The sequence below is a fragment of the Lysinibacillus boronitolerans JCM 21713 = 10a = NBRC 103108 genome, from assembly GCF_000772935.1.
Taxonomy (GTDB): Bacteria; Bacillota; Bacilli; order Bacillales_A; family Planococcaceae; genus Lysinibacillus; species Lysinibacillus boronitolerans.
This window is the reverse complement of sequence record NZ_JPVR01000080.1, coordinates 245,696-264,805: the sequence shown is the minus strand read 5'-3', so window position 1 is coordinate 264,805 and position 19,110 is coordinate 245,696. Positions and strand designations below refer to the sequence as shown.

Annotated in this window: 18 protein-coding genes; all 18 read left to right on the top strand. The window is 36.3% G+C overall.

Features of this window, described 5'->3' with window-relative positions; genetic code table 11:
• Nucleotide 1 precedes the first annotated feature (1 nt).
• The 18 genes from CD31_RS19755 (at nucleotide 2) to CD31_RS19670 (ending at nucleotide 19,069) form a co-directional block, all read left to right on the top strand.
• Nucleotides 2–1,120, top strand: a complete 1,119-nt coding sequence (locus CD31_RS19755) for a glycosyltransferase family 4 protein (protein ID WP_036080340.1) — start codon at nucleotides 2–4, stop codon at nucleotides 1,118–1,120.
• A 127-nt stretch (nucleotides 1,121–1,247) separates the two neighbouring features.
• Nucleotides 1,248–2,429, top strand: coding sequence for a glycosyltransferase (locus tag CD31_RS19750; protein WP_036080337.1), 1,182 nt, complete (start codon nucleotides 1,248–1,250; stop codon nucleotides 2,427–2,429).
• The gene (locus tag CD31_RS19745; RefSeq protein ID WP_036080334.1) at nucleotides 2,426–3,778 is read left to right on the top strand and encodes an O-antigen ligase family protein; all 1,353 of its coding nucleotides are present in this window, start codon (nucleotides 2,426–2,428) and stop codon (nucleotides 3,776–3,778) included. The genes CD31_RS19750 and CD31_RS19745 overlap by 4 nt, the downstream gene beginning before the upstream one ends.
• Before the next feature lie 5 nt (nucleotides 3,779–3,783).
• A complete protein-coding gene (locus CD31_RS19740; RefSeq protein WP_036080330.1) occupies nucleotides 3,784–4,875 on the top strand; it encodes a glycosyltransferase in 1,092 nt (363 codons plus the stop codon).
• Nucleotides 4,865–6,373, top strand: a complete 1,509-nt coding sequence (locus CD31_RS19735; RefSeq protein ID WP_036080325.1) for a lipopolysaccharide biosynthesis protein — start codon at nucleotides 4,865–4,867, stop codon at nucleotides 6,371–6,373. Before CD31_RS19740 ends, CD31_RS19735 begins: the two co-directional genes overlap by 11 nt.
• 81 nt (nucleotides 6,374–6,454) lie before the next feature.
• The gene (locus CD31_RS19730; RefSeq protein ID WP_036080322.1) at nucleotides 6,455–7,561 is read left to right on the top strand and encodes an acyltransferase family protein; all 1,107 of its coding nucleotides are present in this window, start codon (nucleotides 6,455–6,457) and stop codon (nucleotides 7,559–7,561) included.
• A gap of 135 nt (nucleotides 7,562–7,696) precedes the next feature.
• Nucleotides 7,697–8,494, top strand: a complete 798-nt coding sequence (locus CD31_RS19725; RefSeq protein ID WP_036080321.1) for a TIGR00282 family metallophosphoesterase — start codon at nucleotides 7,697–7,699, stop codon at nucleotides 8,492–8,494.
• 179 nt (nucleotides 8,495–8,673) lie between these two features.
• The gene (locus tag CD31_RS19720; RefSeq protein ID WP_004224903.1) at nucleotides 8,674–8,940 is read left to right on the top strand and encodes a stage V sporulation protein S; all 267 of its coding nucleotides are present in this window, start codon (nucleotides 8,674–8,676) and stop codon (nucleotides 8,938–8,940) included.
• Nucleotides 8,941–9,202: 262 nt separating this feature from the next.
• Nucleotides 9,203–10,942 carry a 2-oxoacid:acceptor oxidoreductase subunit alpha gene (locus CD31_RS19715; RefSeq protein WP_036080317.1) on the top strand — a complete coding sequence of 580 codons (1,740 nt, stop codon included), beginning with the start codon at nucleotides 9,203–9,205 and terminating at the stop codon, nucleotides 10,940–10,942.
• The gene (locus tag CD31_RS19710) at nucleotides 10,942–11,808 is read left to right on the top strand and encodes a 2-oxoacid:ferredoxin oxidoreductase subunit beta (RefSeq protein ID WP_036080315.1); all 867 of its coding nucleotides are present in this window, start codon (nucleotides 10,942–10,944) and stop codon (nucleotides 11,806–11,808) included. Before CD31_RS19715 ends, CD31_RS19710 begins: the two co-directional genes overlap by 1 nt.
• Before the next feature lie 173 nt (nucleotides 11,809–11,981).
• On the top strand, nucleotides 11,982–12,689 hold the full coding sequence (locus CD31_RS19705) for a lantibiotic protection ABC transporter ATP-binding protein (RefSeq protein ID WP_036080310.1): 708 nt from the start codon (nucleotides 11,982–11,984) through the stop codon (nucleotides 12,687–12,689).
• 1 nt (nucleotide 12,690) lies between these two features.
• The gene (locus CD31_RS19700) at nucleotides 12,691–13,419 is read left to right on the top strand and encodes a lantibiotic immunity ABC transporter MutE/EpiE family permease subunit (RefSeq protein WP_036080306.1); all 729 of its coding nucleotides are present in this window, start codon (nucleotides 12,691–12,693) and stop codon (nucleotides 13,417–13,419) included.
• 3 nt (nucleotides 13,420–13,422) lie between these two features.
• Nucleotides 13,423–14,175: a lantibiotic immunity ABC transporter MutG family permease subunit gene (locus CD31_RS19695; protein WP_036080305.1), complete on the top strand. Its 753-nt coding sequence runs from the start codon at nucleotides 13,423–13,425 to the stop codon at nucleotides 14,173–14,175.
• Between the two features lie 19 nt (nucleotides 14,176–14,194).
• The gene (locus CD31_RS19690; protein ID WP_036080302.1) at nucleotides 14,195–14,857 is read left to right on the top strand and encodes a response regulator transcription factor; all 663 of its coding nucleotides are present in this window, start codon (nucleotides 14,195–14,197) and stop codon (nucleotides 14,855–14,857) included.
• On the top strand, nucleotides 14,845–16,227 hold the full coding sequence (locus CD31_RS19685; RefSeq protein ID WP_036080300.1) for a sensor histidine kinase: 1,383 nt from the start codon (nucleotides 14,845–14,847) through the stop codon (nucleotides 16,225–16,227). Before CD31_RS19690 ends, CD31_RS19685 begins: the two co-directional genes overlap by 13 nt.
• A gap of 314 nt (nucleotides 16,228–16,541) precedes the next feature.
• Nucleotides 16,542–16,919 (top strand): ELKS/Rab6-interacting/CAST family protein, encoded by a 378-nt coding sequence (locus CD31_RS19680; RefSeq protein WP_244905015.1) that lies wholly within the window; start codon nucleotides 16,542–16,544, stop codon nucleotides 16,917–16,919.
• A gap of 235 nt (nucleotides 16,920–17,154) precedes the next feature.
• Nucleotides 17,155–18,243 (top strand): ABC transporter substrate-binding protein, encoded by a 1,089-nt coding sequence (locus tag CD31_RS19675; protein WP_036080295.1) that lies wholly within the window; start codon nucleotides 17,155–17,157, stop codon nucleotides 18,241–18,243.
• Nucleotides 18,233–19,069: an alkaline phosphatase family protein gene (locus CD31_RS19670; RefSeq protein WP_036080293.1), complete on the top strand. Its 837-nt coding sequence runs from the start codon at nucleotides 18,233–18,235 to the stop codon at nucleotides 19,067–19,069. Before CD31_RS19675 ends, CD31_RS19670 begins: the two co-directional genes overlap by 11 nt.
• Nucleotides 19,070–19,110: the final 41 nt, after the last annotated feature.

The following is a 19,110-nucleotide window of genomic DNA, read 5'->3' as shown; positions in this document are numbered from 1 at the left end:
GATGCGAGTTGTTTTTATGAGGAGTAACCCTGTTTCACCAGACCCAAGGGTTGAAAAAGAAGCACTTTGCCTTGTGAAAAATAATTGGAATGTCCACATTTTAGCTTGGGATAGGGATAATAAATATAAAGTAAAGGACCAACTGCTAGAAGGTGAACATGCAATCCGTATTACAAGGTTTGGTATTCCTGCAACATTTGGAGGAGGTTTGAAAAGGAATTTATTTCCAATTATAAAATTTCAGATTAAACTTTTTCAGTGGTTACTTCGCCATAAAAATACGTATGATATGATTCACGCTTGTGATTTTGATACAGCACTAATAGGTACAATATGTGGGAAATTACTTCGTAAAAAAGTAATCTATGACATGTTTGATTCGTATACCTCACCATTTTATGGACCAGTGAGTATTGGAAAGGTCATTGAAAGTATAGATTTACGTCTTATGAATAGTGTAGATGCAGTCATTATATGTACAGAAAAGCGTAAAGAACAGATTGCTAAAGCTTCACCTAAAAAAATAGAGATCATATATAATACCCCGCGTTATATAGATTCAAATAATCGCTTAGATTTGAATCCGAAAAAAGTAAAAATAGTTTATGTAGGCATACTTACTGAAAATCGGTTGATTAATGAATTGGTTGAAGTAGTAAAGAATACGCCAAGTTATGAGCTGCATATTGGTGGATTTGGTAAATTAGCCGATACATTGCTGCAAACTTCAAAAATGCATGACAACATTCACTTTTACGGTAAGTTACCCTATGAAAAAACAATAGAGTTAGAAAATAGTTGTGACATTATGACGGCTATTTATGATCCTAACATTTCTAACCACTATTATGCTGCACCCAATAAATTCTATGAAGCATTAATGCTTGGTAAACCTTTGATTATGGTAAAAAATACGGGAATGTCGGAAGTAGTTGCAGCAAATAATTTTGGAGAACTTATTGATTATAATAGAGAGAGTTTACAAAAAGGAATTGAGAATTTGGTAAAGCGTAGAAAAGAATGGTCAGAAATTTCTCATGAAATGAAGGCACTCTACGAAGAAAGTTATAGCTGGGCGAAAATGGAGAAACGAATCACTGATTTATACAGTAATTTATAAAAGCTGTGCGAAGGACGGAGTGACTCGTAGCGGCAATCGATATCCCAATTGAGGAAATTTGTTCATCCACAATCGTAAGAGCAATATGAAAATTTACAATAGTATTGGATTTTTAGGGGGACTAAATATGAAGATATTATTTGTTGCACAAAATTTTCAAATGGGTGGTATCCAAAAGGCATTGATTAATATGCTAAAAGAAATCAGCCTCTACGAGCAATATAAGATAGATGTTTTTACATTTAGTGGCGGGGAATTAATGAACGATATTCCCTCCAATGTGAAGGTAAATACAGGGAACTTACTGTTGCAACTAATTGCTACACCTTTTGCTGAAGTGAAAAAAGGAAGTAACATATGGCATATTATTTTACGAATTTTGTGTATGATAGTCGTTCGATTGATAGGTTCCCACAACTTCTACTCGATGCTATTAAAAAAACATCGTATTAATGGTCATTATGATATCGCCATTTCTTATTTTAATGATGTACCTAATCAATATTTCAATAGAGGTACCAATTTATTTGTAGATCACTTTGTGGTAGCAGATCGTAAGTTCGCATGGATCCATACAGATCCCATTAAAGCGAATTTTAATTATGAAGCTTGTGTCAAAACCTATAAAAATTTTGATCGATTGTTCTGTGTTTCGGTAGCATGTAAGGAAAATTTGATAAATTTTCTTCCTGAATATCAACATAAAATTCAAGTGATTTATAACTTTTTCCCAATTGAAGAGATTAAAGAGCTGGCATGTCAATATACACCGTTTCTAAAAAGCGAGTTGGATTTAATATCTGTTGGGCGCATTGAAAATAGTACAAAAAGGTTCGACCTTATTCCACATCTGTGTAAGTTGTTAAAGGAAGCTTCTATAAATAATTTCCGCTGGCGCATTTTAGGGGATGGACCAGACCTTTTGGCCAATCAGCAACTAGCTCTGCAATTAGGCGTAGAGGATGTAGTTGAATTTGTAGGGGAAATAAAAAATCCGTATCCCTATATAAAATGTAGTGATGTATTCATTTTAACATCAGCCTATGAAGGCTATCCAATGGTCATAGGGGAGGCATTAATTGTACAAACGCCTGTTATTACAACGGACTTTGCAGCAGCAGGTGAGCAAATATGTAATGGTCATAACGGGTTGATAACAGGCTTTAATGTTGAAGACATCTTTCAAGTCATTGCCAATGTAATGAAAAATACAGAATTACTAAATAATATGAAAAATTACATAGAAGAAAATCACTACACAAACGAAAAAGCTCAAGAGCAACTAGAATTGGAGTTTGATGCTATATGATAGTGGAAAATAAAAATTTTAGTGTGCTCATTTGCATTATTTCTAGTATCTTTGTCGTATTAAAAATATATACAGGTAGTAATCTATTTCTCTGGATCTTCTTTCTTTTAACAAGTACGGCGATGCTGCTAGATAAGCAGCAGCATCGAATTCACTATTTATTGTTTTTTATTTCATGGGTTTATGTCATTAAATTTGATATATCTGGCTATTCACTGCTTGTCGTACTTAGTTCTTTCTATATTTTGTTAAGTATTTTGACGATCTTTTTACAAAAGCAAGGCATATCAAAACGTCTCTTATTGACATTTTTCTTATTTGCGTTTTATACGGTGGCCGTAACGTTAGTTAGTGGTGGCAATCTTATAGCAGTTTTAGGCTTTGTGTTGAATTATAGTGTGCTCTTTTGTGCAGTAGTGACTATCAATGATAGGGCATATTTCAGAAGGTATACGTATATCTATGCATTGGGTTTACTAGCTGCTTCGATCGTTCGATTAATCAGTTATTCTGTTCCAAAAATTGATCATTTTATAGAGTCAATGACCGTTGTGAATACAGTGAAGACAATGAACTCAATTAGTACAAGATTTACGGGTTTAGATTTAGATCCAAATTACTTTAGTTTGCAAGTATTAATAGCAATGGCTTGTTTATTAGTGCTTTTTAATCTGGATGGAAAAAAGGAGAAAAAGTCAATTGTATTACTCGTAATATTAGCGTTTTTTGGCATACTGACATATTCCAAAATGTTTATTATTACATTCGTCGTTTTCATTTTGATGACATTCATCGTATTCATTAAAAATAATGTGAAGACAGCCATTAAGTTTTCAACTTTTATAGTGATCATATGTGGGGCTGTACTCTATTTTTTTTACGAGTCTTTATTCGGAATTTATTGGATTCGGTTTTTCGGGTCAGGAATATCGACAGATGCTATTACCACTGGTCGAGTGAGTAGTTGGAGCATATTTATCAATGAAATCCTTCAAAACACGAAAGTATTTGTTTTGGGAGCAGGATTTGGCACAAGCTTTGCGAAGGTGAAGATGGCACATACAATGTACTTATCAACTCCCTATTATATAGGCTTACTTGGAGTAGCCTTGTCAGTACTATACATTTCAAGCCTCTATAAAGTACTTAGAGAGAATGTCGGTATTATTAATACACCAGGCTTTCAAATCCTCTCAATTAACGCTATTCCTCTCTATATCGTGTTACTAGCGAATATAGGACTTGATTCATTTGTCATGGATTATTTTCCATATCATATTTTATTAATTATGTTAGCTCTGACTATGAGTAAAAGTAAGACGGAACTACTTACGATGAATGAGAGGTGAGGTGAGTGCCATTTTTAAGCATTATTGTCCCCATCTATAATACGGAGCCTTACTTAAATATGTGTCTTGATAGCATTTTGAGACAGGAATTCGTGGATTTTGAGTTGATATTAGTGAATGATGGCTCGACTGATAACTGCTCAGTAATTTGCGATGAATATGCCGAAGCTGATACAAGAATTACTGTCATTCATCAAGCAAATAGTGGTGCTGTCAGTGCCCGTAAAGCAGGGCTAAGCGTCGCCAAAGGACAGTATATTGGATATGTAGATAGTGATGATTGGATTGAAGTGGATATGTACAAATCATTATGCAATGCTGCACGTGATTTTGATGTAGATATTGTCATTTGTGACATTGTAGAAAATTATCCACTCCAAGAAGTGAAGAGAGCGCAGCTTGTCGCGCCCGGTTTGTACAGGAAGGATAGGCTGGAAAAAGAAGTGTATCCAATTATGCTATATTCGGGCGAGTATTACCGTTTTGGATTATTTCCATCTTTGTCTAATAAAATATTTAAAAGAGGCCTATTAGAGAAAAATCTATTTGATGTGGATGAAAAAATTTGCATGGGGGACGATGCTGCTTGTACGTATCCAAGCTTATTTGATGCAGAAAGTATTTATATATTAGAAAATCAATACCTCTACCATTACCGTCAGCATACTGCTTCCATGACAGCTAGTTATGATCAGCTGTTTTTTAACAAAATACTTATTTTGTATGAACAATTGAAAGTTTTAAAGCACAGAAAAGCAGACCTGGTTCCTAATTTTACTGAACAACTTCAGTATTATTTTACTTATTTAATGATTGCAGCAGTGAATAATGAAATGAATAGATTTAACTTTAAGCGTTTACATGAAAAGCGTATCTTTATCAAGAAAATGTTGATTCATGAAGCGTTTCATGAATCGTTGCACACTATTCGTATGACAAATATGCCGCTCAAATCAAAGGCCTACATTTGGTTATTAAGGAAAAAACAAATTCTATTACTTTTCATGTTGAATAGGATCAATCGGTGGATAATTGATTGTAAAGGATTAATTCCCACTTTTACTAAAAGAAAAGGTGCTTACCAGCATGAGAACTAAGAGGGTAGTTTTAAATTTAATGTCTAATGTATTGCTACAAGTTGTTGCAGCGGTTATTAATTTCATTTTGCCTCGACTATTTATGACAACATATGGCTCTGCTACAAACGGGCTTGTTTCGTCGATTAAGCAATTTTTAAGTTATTTAAAAATAGTAGAGGCAGGTGTTGGTAGTGCATCCATAGTGGCGCTCTATAAGCCACTGGCCCAGAGAGATAAGGACCAAATAAATGGAATTCTTTCAGCAACTAATCTTTTTTATAGACGCTCGGGTTATGTCTTTGTTGGGTTAGTCGCCATTTTGGCCATTTGTTATCCGTTAATAGTAGGCGATGAGGTGAACCCTCGAACAGCTTTTTACATGGTACTTATTTTGGGGATAAGTGGCATGTGGGAGTATTTTTTTATAGGGAAATATTTAGTCCTACTGTCGGCAGATCAAAAAAGCTATGTTATTTTTCGCATTCAAACAATCTTGCTTTTTATGAGTGCATTATTGTCAATTGCTTTGATAGTCCTTGGCTTTTCCATCGTCGTTGTCGTTGCTAGTTCAAGTGCCTTAATGTTACTTGATGTTCTTTTTTTAAAATTATATGTTAAAAAAAAATATCCGTATTTCAATAGTAAAGAACAAGCTAATACGTTAGCAATTAAAAATAAATGGGATGCTTTAATTCATCAAATTGCCTCGTTAATTATATTTAACACACCGTTTATTTTAATAACGATTTTTTTAGGCTTAACAGAAGTTAGTGTATTTACAGTTTATAGTATGGTGTTTAATGCAATCACATTGTTCATCTCCACTTTTTCAGGGGCGATATTAGCAGCTTTTGGTGATATTCTCGTTAAAGAGGATAAGGACGCACTTCGGAAACAGTTTCATCATTTTGAATATATTTTTTATGGCATTATTGCTTTTAGTTACACATGTACGGCTATTTTAATATTGCCTTTTATAACAATTTATACAGCGGGTATTGAAGATGCCAATTACATAAGGCCATGGCTGGCAATATTGTTTGTCATTGTAGGAATTGTGAATACAATTCGGATTCCTGCGAATACGTTAGTGAACGCTGCAGGGCATTTTGGAGAGACGAAAAATCGTGCCATTATGGAAGCATTAATGAACCTAGTAGCGTCTCTTGTTTTTGTACAGTTTTTTGGCGCAGAAGGAATATTACTAGGAGGAATTTGTTCATACGTCTACCGAACTTATGATTTAATCATTTATTCTTCAAAAGTGATTTTACAAAGTTCCCCTTTAGATACTGTCAAAAAAATTGTGCGTAATAGTATCTTTGCATTTCTTGCAGCGACACCATTTATATTCTTTTTTGAGCTCCATATTACAAGTGCCAGTTCATGGCTTGTAGCAGCTATATGTATTTCCCTGTGGACGATGTTTATTGTATTAGTAGGTAATTTTATTATTGAGCCTAAAGCAATGCGAGATATTTTGATGCAATTAAAGCGGACAATTACCGATAGTTAATAATTTTATCCCTGCATTTTAGTAAGGTAAGAAGCATAATTGAAAGGCAAATAGATTCCTTTGAAATGGCAGGTGATGATGATGAAAAGAGAAGTCAAAGAAATATATTTACTACGATTCGTTGCTTGCTTAGGAATTGTGTTAATGCATAGTGTTACGTTGGCGTTGAACATGTATAACATAGAAGAAGGCCCACAATTCGTAATCCTGACATCAATTCAGCTGATCTTTATGTTCGGGACACCTCTTTTTATATTTATCTCAGAGTTTGTCATTGCCTTTTCCTATTCAGATCGTTTGCCGAAAAAGTTTTATGTAAAACGTTATAAATATATTTTAGTTCCGTTTCTTTTTATTGGGTTCCTTGATGCAGTTCTTAAATCAATTGAATCACCTACTATTGAATTTGCAAAAAAACTCCTACTGAATTATTTAGAAGGTGATTTTCATGGTTATTTTATCGTAATTATCTTTCAGTTTTATATCATACATCCATTTTTTGTGAAATTTATTGTATCGAGATATCCAGCCCATAAAGTAATAATAACTGCGTTTATTATTAATTTTGGTTACTTAGCCTTTTTTAATTTTTTGGATCCATATAAGTATTTTCCGTATTTGTCTTATATTAGTTTGCAATGGGATTTCTTTAATAAGATGCCATTTCCTGCGTGGATTGCTTATTTTATAGTAGCTTATTATTGTGGGAAAAATTATGAAAAATTTCTATCGTTGTTACAGCGTTTTCGTCATCTGCTACTAATAGTATCGCTAATCACAGTAAGCATTTTGCTAGCCTCCCAACTATCAGGTATCATTACGGAAGTTCATTCTAAGAGAATAGACGTTATCCTTTATACATTCAGTATAGCTTTTCTGTTATTTTTCATCGCGAGTACCAGAAGAAAAATGCCGAAATTTATCATTTTTATTAGTCGATATTCCTTCGGTATCTATTTATTACATCCCCTAGTTAATAGCCTACTTAAAATTTTTTTAACGAATGTTATCGAAACATTAAGTGTCTTCTCTGTCATTGCCATTTCATTTATTATCAGTATTAGTTGCTCTATTTGTATAACCTATGTAATGAGTAAATGGCAATTCGGTGCATTTTTTGTAGGGCAACTCACTAACAATGGGAACTCCTCTAATAAAGATGCACAATTACCCGTACATCAATCCTAGATAAACTGGTGCTATCCAATAAGATAATAGTTTCCAAAGCGTAAATTGAGTATGGCTTACGTTTTTACTTTGCGATTGCTAAAGCAAAGATGGTAAACTAAAAGTTGTTATTTAGAGAAAGTGTGGTCTTGCATAATGAAAGTTCTATTTATTGGTGATATTGTTGGTTCAATTGGTCGAGATGCGGTGGAAAAATATTTACCTCGCTTAAAAAAGAAGTATAAACCAGATGTTGTGATTGCAAATGGGGAAAATGCTGCAGCTGGACGAGGGATTACTCGTAATATTTATAACAGCCTGCTACAAATAGGTGTAGATGTCATTACAATGGGCAATCATACATGGGACAATAAAGACATTTTTGATTTTATTGATGATGCGGATTATTTAATTCGACCAGCAAACTTTTCAAATGAAGCACCTGGTAAAGGTATGGTTCAAATTTCTAAAAATGGTGTGACATTATCCGTCATTAATTTACATGGTCGTGTATTTTTACCTCCACATGAGGATCCGTTTGCAATGGCAGATCAATTGATTGCAGAAGCACGACAAATATCTCCACTTGTCTTCGTGGATTTTCATGCTGAAGCGACTAGTGAAAAAATTGCTCTTGGTTGGCATTTAGATGGGAAGGCTTCAGCCGTTGTAGGCACACATACACATGTGCAAACAGCAGACGCAAGAATTTACCCTCAAGGTACAGCTTATATCACGGATGTTGGTATGACAGGTCCATATGATGAAATTTTAGGTATGACGAAGGAAAGTGTCATCTACAAATTCCAAACAAACATGCCATCTCGTTTTGAAGTTCCGAAAAAAGGGCGAGAGGTTTTAAGTGGTTTCTTTGTAGAGATAAATGATCGCACAGGGAAAGCTATTGCCTGTGAACGCATTTATATAAATGAAGACTATCCATTTCAAGGGTAGATAAGTCGAAGAATGTTTTTTTACGTTTCTTTTTCAGGGATATAGGTTTCTTTGTCAAACTAGTCTATTTCCGTTTTGCGGAGCATAAAATGTGCTACGGACAATAACTTGAGGTCCAAAAAGGGGGACACATGAGTTGTTGAGCGTAAACACTATTCGCGAAACGGGGAGGAATAATTGTGGATTCATTAAAAGTATCATCACGCTCTAATCCAAATTCAGTTGCAGGTGCATTAGTCGCGGTAATCAGAGAAAAAGGGCAGGCAGAAATGCAAGCAGTTGGGGCAGGTGCACTTAACCAAGCCGTGAAAGCAGTGGCCATTGCACGCGGATTTGTAGCGCCAAGTGGCACAGATTTAATTTGCGCGCCGGCGTTTGCCGATATTTTGATTGCTGGAGAAGAACGAACAGCATTAAAGCTGCTAGTGGAAAAACGTATTCGATAAAAAAGTAATGAAGTAAAATGCTCTGTCACATAATATTGTGGTGGAGCATTTTTTCGTTTTCCTATTTACATATGATAGATGTCACTTGAAATAGGGGCGTGATTTTGCTTAGATTTGAAAATTACAACTTTATGAACAGGATTTTCAGTCAAAGGTCTGATTTTCGCCTAAATCGTGGAGAAACAATAGTCCAGACGGTTTCTTCGTGTTAAACTTATGAAGGAAAAATAATAGTACACATTGGATTTAAGGAGTTGTTGACATGTTACATCAGCTTTCATGGAAAGTCGGTGGGCAACAGGGTGAAGGGATTGAGAGTACAGGTGAGATTTTCTCAATGGCAATGAATCGTCTAGGCTATTTCCTATACGGTTATCGTCACTTCTCTTCTCGAATTAAAGGTGGCCATACGAATAATAAAATTACAGTTCGTCCAACAGAAGTACGTTCAATTGCGGATGATTTAGATATTTTAGTGGCATTCGATCAAGAAACAATTGATGTCAATTATAAAGAGCTTACAGAGAAGGGTATTATTTTAGCTGATGCAAAATTTGATCCTGTTAAACCAGAGGATTCAAAAGCTCCATTATTTGCAGTACCGTTCACTGAAGTAGCAGCAGAGCTTGGTACTTCGTTAATGAAAAACATGGTGGCTATCGGAGCAACTGCGTCATTGCTAAACCTAGAAGATGCAGTATTCCAAAATGTTGTCGATGATATTTTTGGTAAAAAGGGCGAAGAAGTCGTTCAAAAAAATATGGAAGCCATTACACGTGGTCGTCAAATTATGAATGAGCTTTTAGGTGATCGTATAGGCGAATGGGAGCTTGCACCTGCGGATGGTAAACGTCGTATGTTTATGATTGGGAACGACGCAATAGCACTTGGCGCAATAGCTGCTGGGACACGCTTTATGGCAGCATACCCAATTACACCTGCCTCTGAAATTATGGAATATTTAATTAAAAAATTACCGAAGTTCGGTGGCACTGTCATCCAAACGGAAGATGAGATTGCTGCAGCAACAATGGCTATTGGAGCTAACTTTGGCGGTGTACGTTCCTTTACCGCTTCTGCTGGTCCTGGTCTTTCATTAATGATGGAAGCAATTGGTCTTTCAGGTATGACTGAGCAACCTTTAGTAGTAGTGGATACACAACGTGGTGGCCCTTCAACTGGGTTACCAACTAAGCAAGAACAATCTGACTTGATGGCTATGCTTTACGGTACACATGGAGAAATTCCTAAGGTAGTCATTGCACCTTCTACGATGGAGGAAGCTTTCTTTGATACGATCCAAGCATTTAACATTGCAGAGGAATTACAATTACCAGTAATCTTAATGACAGATTTACAATTATCTCTAGGTAAACAATCTGTTGAGCCATTTGATTATAATAAAATTGAAATTCGTCGCGGTAAAATTGTGATGGATGATCTTGAGGAAGCGGCAGATAAAGCCTACTTCAAGCGTTATGAAGATACAGAAGATGGCATTTCACCTCGTGTATTACCAGGAACATTACATGGTATTCATCACGTTACAGGTGTTGAACATGATGAAACAGGGAAGCCATCTGAGGCAACGGGTAATCGCCAAACTCAAATGGATAAACGCTTCCGCAAATTAGAGAGCTTGAAATTTGATAACCCAGTCTATGTCAATGCACCACATGAGGAAGCCGATATTTTATTAGTAGGCTTTAACTCAACAAGAGGAGCTATTGAGGAAGTGCAAGAACGACTGAATGCGCAAGGAATGAAAGTGAATCATGCACATATTCGTTTAATTCACCCATTCCCATCTGCGGAAATGGCACCTCTTATTACACAAGCGAAAAAAGTGATCGTTGTAGAAAATAACTATACAGGTCAATTAGCTAATATTATGAAGATGAATGTTGGTGGTCACGATAAAATCGCGACAATCACTAAATATAATGGTACACCATTCTTGCCAGGTGAATTAGAAAATCGTGTGAAGGAGTTGACTCGCTAATGGCAACATTTAAGGATTTTCGTAATACAGTGAAACCAAACTGGTGCCCAGGCTGTGGAGACTTCTCCGTACAAGCAGCTATCCAACGTGCTGCTGCAAATGTTGGCATTGAACCAAATGAACTTGCTGTCATTTCAGGAATTGGTTGTTCAGGTCGAATTTCAGGATATATCAATTCTTATGGATTCCATGGTATTCATGGTCGTGCACTTCCGATTGCACAGGGCTTGAAAATGGCTAATCGTGATTTACATGTCATCGCTTCAGGCGGTGATGGTGATGGATTTGCAATTGGTATGGGGCATACAATTCATGCAATCCGCCGTAATATTGATATTACTTATATCGTGATGGATAACCAAATCTATGGTCTTACAAAAGGTCAAACATCTCCACGTTCTGCTGCTGGATTTATTACAAAATCTACACCAGGTGGAGCGATTGAGCCATCATTGAAACCATTAGAGGTAGCATTAACAAGTGGTGCGACATTTGTGGCACAGGGCTTCTCTACTGACATTAAAGAATTAACAGCTCTAATTGAAGCTGGTATTAACCATAAAGGCTTCTCGTTTATCAATGTCTTTTCACCTTGTGTAACGTATAACAAAGTGAACACCTATGATTGGTTTAAAGAAAACCTAACAAAATTAGCGGATGTTGAAGGTTATGACCAGTCAGATCGTGGTATGGCGATGCGTACAGTGATGGAGCATGAGGGCTTAGTAACAGGCATTATTTATCATGATACGGAAACAAGGTCTTATCAAGAAAAAGTACCTGGCTACTCTGAGTTACCATTAACAGATATCGATATCAAAATGAGCGAAAATGATTTTAATGATTTAATAAAAGAATTTATGTAAAAAAGATAGAAACGAAGCATTTGGAATGTCATCATTCCAAATGCTTTTTTTGTGCTTTAGTAAGTGTTTGATCGTGGGTAAATACATAGCCACTTTGAGTATTTGATATGATCCTTATAAAATCCTTATATTTATTTTTTACACTTAGGTCATTGAAAGGATGATGACTAATTATGAAAGACTTGATTTTGAAAACAAACAATCTTAATAAAACGTTTAAAGGACAAAAAATCGTAGACAATTTATCTTTAGAAATTAAACGCAATACGGTATATGGCTTACTTGGACCGAACGGAGCGGGGAAATCTACAACCTTAAAGATGATAACGGGCATGCTACGACCTAATGAAGGAGATATCATTTTTAATGGACATTTATGGACTCGAAAAGATCTGCAGAATATCGGAGCCTTAATTGAAACACCACCCTTGTATGATAATTTAACAGCTAAAGAAAATCTAAAAGTTCGAACGATCGCGTTAGGCTTACCGCAAAGTCGGATTGACGAAGTATTGGAAATTGTAGATTTAACGAACACGAGGAAAAAACGAGCAGGTCAGTTTTCTTTAGGAATGAAGCAACGATTAGGTATAGCCATTGCACTGTTAAACAAACCGAAGTTGTTAATTTTAGATGAGCCGACAAATGGTTTGGATCCAATTGGTATACAAGAGCTGCGTAAGCTCATTCGCTCCTTTCCAGAACAAGGTATCACTGTTATTTTGTCAAGTCATATTTTGCATGAGGTAGAACAAGTCGTGGATGATATTGGCATTATTGCTGATGGCAAGCTGGGCTATCAGGGACCAGCTCCACAAGGTCATGAATTAGAATCACTCTTTATGCAGGTTGTCACTGCCAACAGAAAGGCTGGTCACTAGCATGTTAGCCATCATAAAAGCAGAACGATTAAAATGGAAGCGAACTTTTATTCCCAAACTTCTTTGGCTTACGCCTCTTATAACCTTACTTTTAAGCGCTGTACTTATGGGAGGTGCTTACTTTCAAACAGGTGCTTATAACTGGTGGTATACGATGCTACTGCCAGGTGCAATGACGATTTGCTGTGCCTTAGTGGTCGAAAAAGATAAGAAGTTGAAATACCATAGTATACTGGCACTACCGCTTGACCTCAAAAAAGTTTGGCTAGGAAAAATACTTTCATCAGGTGTATGGCTTTTCCTTATCACTAGTATGTTCTTTGGAGGAATTACAGCAGGGGGCTGGCTATTTGGTCATACATTACCAATAACAAGCAGCTTATTAAGTTCTCTAGTTATTTTCGTAACATTTTTGTGGCAAATTCCTTTATGTCTTTTTCTGTCAGCTAAATTAGGGACCTATTTGGCTATTTTGCTTAATGTAGTGGCCAATATCGTAGGGATTGTAGTATTTGCTGATGGAGAGCTATGGTATTGCTATCCATTTACGATTGGTGCACGTTTACTATGCTCAACCCTCGGCATATTACCAAATGGTCTGCCTGTACCTGAAGGAAGTTCTTTACTCGATAAAGATGTTATATTTCCTGGCTTATTGATAACAATTGCTTGGTTTATCATAATAAGTTTTCTCACAACAAAGTGGTTTCAAAAAAGGGAGGCAAAATAGCAAATGGACATGTTACGATTATTGAAAGCAGAATGTCTTAAAACAAAACGCACGAAATTGTTACTTACACATCTACTTGTCCCCATAGCTATTTCTGGACTGTTTTTAGCTTACTATTCCTATTCACCATGGGATTCTCATGGAAAAATAACTGCCTATTTTCAAGGCTTAGCGTGTGGACTACCTATTATTATAGGATTAGTATGTGCAATGGCATCCGAGCAGGAGGCAAATGCAGGTCATTATCAAAGCATGCTAGTCACAACAAAATTAAAAATAAAGGCATATCTGAGTAAGCTTGTATTATTATTGATGTATAGCTTTGGAGCCATCTTTATGTCTGTAGCTATTTTTAGTATTGGTTTTAGAGAACTATTACATGAACTAGATTTTGACTATTTATTTTATAGTATTGCTGCCTGTATTATATTCGGCAGCCATATTATCTTTTATATCTTACATTTATTTGTGAGCTTACAATTTGGGAAAGGTGCTTCGATTGGTTTAGGTATTGTAGAAGCTCTGCTGGTTGCTTTGTTGCTTACTGGTTTAGGGGATACTATTTGGCCGTTTTTACCGTATGGATGGAGCGGTCACTTTGTTACTTTATGGATTTTAGCATCGGCGGGTACAAATTTAACATGGCTCGAGGCAAGTATCCAGACTAGCATAGTTTGGTGTTTAGGCGGAATCATATTAGCATTTGCATTGTCTTGCTTATGGTTTTGGAGATGGGAAGGTAGAGCATCTGAATAGTGGGAATGGATGGTTGATTATGGCAAATATATTAGTAGTTGATGATGAAGTTGATATTTTAATGCTGATTAAAAATGCACTACAGAAAGATGAACATTTAGTAAGCATTGTGTCTAATTCGACAGAAGTAGAGAAGATGGAGCTAGGTTCCTATGATTTGATTTTGCTTGATGTTATGATGCCTGCTATTGATGGATTTACGTTATGTAGGCAAATTCGCCATGCTGTAGATTGTCCAATTCTTTTTCTTACCGCTAAATCCTTAGAGGAAGATATTATGTTTGGTCTTGGTTTGGGTGCAGATGACTATTTAATCAAACCCTTTAGTATTGGAGAACTAAGGGCAAGGGTCAATGCTCATATTCGACGTGAAAATAGAGAGAAACGGAATATCCTTTTTAATGGTAAAGTTCATTTTAATCTTTCCGGTAAAGAACTATTTGTTCAAAATGAGCGTGTTCTGTTAACCAAAAGTGAGTATGAAATATGTGAATTTTTAGCACGTCATCGCGGGCAAGTATTCTCTAAAGAACAAATATACGAAACGATTTTTGGATTTGATGGCAAAAGTGACAGTACAGCGATAACAGAGCATATTAAAAATATTCGTTCAAAGTTACATGCATTTGATATAGAACTTATTGATACGGTTTGGGGGATTGGCTATAAGTGGAAACCATAAAACCGAGGAAAGGAACACATCTGCATACATTTTTCCTGAGATATTTATTTTTTCTTTGCATTGGCATCATTCTTTTAGTAGCTCTATTAATAGGTCTATTTATGTTTGCCTTTTCAGCTAATATTATTTTACCTGCAAATTATGCAGAGACACAAATCACTTTAGCAAAAGACCGAATTGCGACAAGCAGCTCGGTAACGGACGAGATGATCCCTGATCTTGTAGATTATGCAGTGGTTTCTATGCAGGGAGAATTTATTTCAGGCAATTTAACAAAAGAAGAGGCTTCCTATGCATGGCATTTAAAACAAAAGGGAGAGAAGCAAGGAAGTTCTCGATTTTATGCATTTATTGAGCGCGAACAGGAAGTATGTATTTTACGCTATAGTTTAGTCCCTGAGTATCGATCTGCGATCATAAGAAATTATTTACCTAACCCGCAATTAACGGTTTTATTAGTTTTTATTATTGGAGTTGTTGTACAAGCAGCGGTACTTGCTGTTCATTTTGGCAGAAGACTAAAACAAAAAATGATGGGCTTGCAAGAAGCTATTGAAAAAATACAACATCAGAATTTGGCATTTCATTTACAACCATCTGGAATTCAAGAAATTGATGATATTGCTCTTTCCTTCGAACAAATGAAGGAAGCATTAAATACTTCTTTGACACAGCAATGGCGGGCAGAAAGATTGCGCAGAGAACAAATATCAGCACTGGCACATGACCTGAAAACACCATTGACAATTATTAAGGGAAATGCCGAGCTTTTATCGGACACTGCACTAGACGAAATGCAAAAAGAATATAACCAATATATATTAAAAAATACGGTTGAAATTGAAAAGTTCACAAAGCAATTAATGGATCTTTCGAATATGGAGCAAGGTATTGTCACATCAAAATCAAATGTAGCCATGCATTCTTTTATTCAACAGGTCGAACAACAAATGAAAGCTCTTGCTTTAGAAAAAAATCTTGAAGTTAGTGTAGAAAAGGTCAGGCTACCTACTTCCATTATGATAGAGGAAGAGCTTTTTTATCGGGCTCTATTAAATGTGATTGTCAATGCAGTTGAGCACACACCAAATAACGGCAAAGTTACTTTATTTGTTCAAGGAAAGGAAGATGTTATTCATTTTACTGTGAAAGATAGTGGTACTGGTTTTTCATCAAAAGATTTAATAGAGGCTACCAAACAATTTTATCGTGGAGACCAAAGTAGAAACACAACAAATCATCATGGTATGGGCCTTTATATTGCAGAGTCAATTATTAAAAAGCATGATGGGGTATTGACACTCGCTAATGATTCGATAACGGGAGGAGGGAAAGTGACAGTTACTATTCCTGTTATGAGCATGGAATGATAGCCTATTTTTTCAATTCACTTCAGGTATAGGTTAAAGTCATTGCTCTATTGAAGGCCTTTATGTTTACCCTAGAATAAAGTTAGTCCTTTTTATTGGAGGTAAGGTTTTACAACTAATTATCCTTATAAAGGACTTTTTCTATAGAAATAAAGGCGCAATTGGAGAAGAAAGCTTTTCTGTGGAATTTCACAAATTGGCTACTTTTTTAGAGGAATTTAATAAAAAACAAACCATTTAAGTGGATTGGATAAAGGGCTCTTTCAGGCAATGTTTCTATAAAAAATGCTACAATAAAAGAAAAAAAAGAGGCGATGGACGTGAATAACGTCATTGATTTTATTGCAAAAAAAAAGGAACGTGAAGACCGAAAGCGTGCTCAGGATTTAGAACGTTATGTTGCAACTCAGTGTAATTTTCAGCAGCCTGAAAATATTGATGCTCTTGTAGAGGACAAATTGATTGAGGTTAAAGATCATACGTTATTTCTTGGTTTTCTATCCATTTTAAAGGATGAGCAAATAGAACCGCTAGATATTTTTCAAGATGTCTTTTCATTAGAGCCCTCTCGTTTTGAAATGTCCTACAATATGAGATGGTGGTCAGTTGTGCAACTGGCATTTACATTTTTAACAATTCTCAAGGAAAATGAGCCGCATACATATGCTGATTTTTTAGGTCTCTCCAAATAACCTAGGTATGTGTACGTCTGTAAAGCAAACGTACACATACTTAGGTTTTTCCTTATCTTCCCCCTTCAGCTTTACAAGTCTACTTCATTTATTCATTAAATTCATAGATATTTATAATTCCTCAATAATTTTTACTAAATATTCTTAACATCTCCATACTTGCTTAATGTTTGTTTTATAACATAACGTTTGTAAGCAAATAAAAATAAAGCAAAACAAATGGAGGGTCCAACACATGGCAATTCAAAAACTGTGGAAAAAAGGTCTAATTGGTGCATTAGCTATTTCCATGTTGGCAGCTTGTTCTGACAGTTCATCTAGTGCAAATGAGGTAAACAAGGATTTATCGCTTGAGGACATTACAGAAAAAGCAAAGGAAGAGGGCACTGTTAATTCTGTCGGTATGCCAGATACATGGGCGAATTGGGTAGAAACCTGGGAGGAACTCGGGACCGAATATAGCATCAAACACAAGGATACGGATATGTCGAGTGCCGAGGAGTTAGCGAAGTTTGAAGCAGAGAAGGAAGATGCTACAGCAGATATTGGAGATGTCGGGATTGCTTTTGGACCAATCGCTAAGGACAAGGGCTTAACATTACCATACAAAACATCATATTGGGATGAAATACCTGATTGGGCAAAAGACGATGAAGGACACTGGATTGTTGGCTATACAGGTACCATTTCTTTCTTGACAGATAAAAATAATGTGAAGAATGCTCCAACATCATGGGAAGATCTGAAAAATGGAGATTACACAGTCAGTATTGGGGATGCATTAACAGCTAACCAAGCACAGTTTGCCATATTAGCAGCTGCTATGGCATTTGGTGGAGATGAGTCGAACATACAGCCAGGTATAGATTTCTTTGCTGAATTAGCGAAGCAAGGTCGTTTACAGGGGGATCCATCAGTAGCGAACCTAGAAAAAGGTGAAATCGATGTTGCGATTTTATGGGATTTTAATGCATTAGGCTATCGTCACCAAATCGACGAGGAGCGCTTTGATGTAGTGATACCAAAGGAAGGATCTGTTACTTCTGGTTATGCAACAGTTATTAATAAATATGCTAAAAACCCACATGCTGCCATGCTAGCACGTGAATACATTTTATCTGACGCTGGTCAAGAAAATTTAGCAAAAGGCTATGCTCGTCCGATTCGAGACAACGTTGAACTTCCACAAGATGTAAAGGATTTATTATTACCAGCTGATATGTATACGAATGCACAGCCAGTAAAAGATCAAAAGAAATGGGAAGAAACAACAAAGCAAATCCCTCAACTTTATCAAGAGCAGGTGTTAATCCATGCAAAATAACAAAGTGGTTCTCATTGTCATCGATGCATTACGCTTTGATACAGCCTGTACACATATGGGATTCTTACACCATCTAGTCGAGCGTCAGGTGGCTGCTCGCTATAAGATTTGCTCAGAGGTGCCATCTTTATCGAGACCATTGTATGAGACGATTTTAACGGGTACTCCCCCTATTGTCCATGGCGTTACCAGCAATATGACAGTGCGTTTATCGAACGGGCAAAGTGTCTTTCATGTCGCAAAGGAGCACGGTTTATCTACAGCAGCCTCCGCCTATTATTGGGTGAGTGAACTTTATAATAGAGCACCATTTAATCATATGGAGGACAGGATACAACTCGATACACAATTACCAATTGACAACGGTATATTTTATTTTGAGGATCATTATCCAGATAGTCATGTGTTTGCCGATGCATCATGGTTAATGGATCAAAAGCAGCCTGATTTCCTTTATATTCATCCAATGAATGTCGATGATGATGGTCACAAATTTACGGCGGATTCTGCCCAATATCGCAATCGTGTTTTAGCGATGGATGCCTTATTATCATTATTTATTCCAAAGTGTATGGCACAGGGCTATGAGGTGATCGTTACGGCTGATCATGGCATGACAAGAGATGGGAATCATGGCGGCACAACGCATGAGGATCGTCATGTCCCGCTCTTTGTCATTTCAGATGCTGTAAAGGCTGGTATAAAAGAAGGCATTATTTCACAATTACAAGTTGCACCACTGTGCTGTCATTTATTAAATATCAAGCCTGCAGATGATATGGTGCCACTCTTATTAGACGGTGTGTTTACACCAAAAGAGGTTTAAATAGTAGTAGTCGCTCTTATTGTAAGGAGCGGCTATTATCC

Bases quoted from the DNA above. Each gene is read 5' to 3' on its own strand.
- CD31_RS19755 (WP_036080340.1), top strand. From the start codon at position 2: ATGCGAGTTGTTTTTATGAGGAGTAACCCTGTTTCACCAGACCCAAGG.
- CD31_RS19750 (WP_036080337.1), top strand. From the start codon at position 1,248: ATGAAGATATTATTTGTTGCACAAAATTTTCAAATGGGTGGTATCCAA.
- CD31_RS19745 (WP_036080334.1), top strand. From the start codon at position 2,426: ATGATAGTGGAAAATAAAAATTTTAGTGTGCTCATTTGCATTATTTCT.
- CD31_RS19735 (WP_036080325.1), top strand. From the start codon at position 4,865: ATGAGAACTAAGAGGGTAGTTTTAAATTTAATGTCTAATGTATTGCTA.
- CD31_RS19730 (WP_036080322.1), top strand. From the start codon at position 6,455: ATGAAAAGAGAAGTCAAAGAAATATATTTACTACGATTCGTTGCTTGC.
- CD31_RS19725 (WP_036080321.1), top strand. From the start codon at position 7,697: ATGAAAGTTCTATTTATTGGTGATATTGTTGGTTCAATTGGTCGAGAT.
- CD31_RS19715 (WP_036080317.1), top strand. From the start codon at position 9,203: ATGTTACATCAGCTTTCATGGAAAGTCGGTGGGCAACAGGGTGAAGGG.
- CD31_RS19710 (WP_036080315.1), top strand. From the start codon at position 10,942: ATGGCAACATTTAAGGATTTTCGTAATACAGTGAAACCAAACTGGTGC.
- CD31_RS19705 (WP_036080310.1), top strand. From the start codon at position 11,982: ATGAAAGACTTGATTTTGAAAACAAACAATCTTAATAAAACGTTTAAA.
- CD31_RS19700 (WP_036080306.1), top strand. From the start codon at position 12,691: ATGTTAGCCATCATAAAAGCAGAACGATTAAAATGGAAGCGAACTTTT.
- CD31_RS19695 (WP_036080305.1), top strand. From the start codon at position 13,423: ATGGACATGTTACGATTATTGAAAGCAGAATGTCTTAAAACAAAACGC.
- CD31_RS19690 (WP_036080302.1), top strand. From the start codon at position 14,195: ATGGCAAATATATTAGTAGTTGATGATGAAGTTGATATTTTAATGCTG.
- CD31_RS19680 (WP_244905015.1), top strand. From the start codon at position 16,542: ATGGACGTGAATAACGTCATTGATTTTATTGCAAAAAAAAAGGAACGT.
- CD31_RS19675 (WP_036080295.1), top strand. From the start codon at position 17,155: ATGGCAATTCAAAAACTGTGGAAAAAAGGTCTAATTGGTGCATTAGCT.
- CD31_RS19670 (WP_036080293.1), top strand. From the start codon at position 18,233: ATGCAAAATAACAAAGTGGTTCTCATTGTCATCGATGCATTACGCTTT.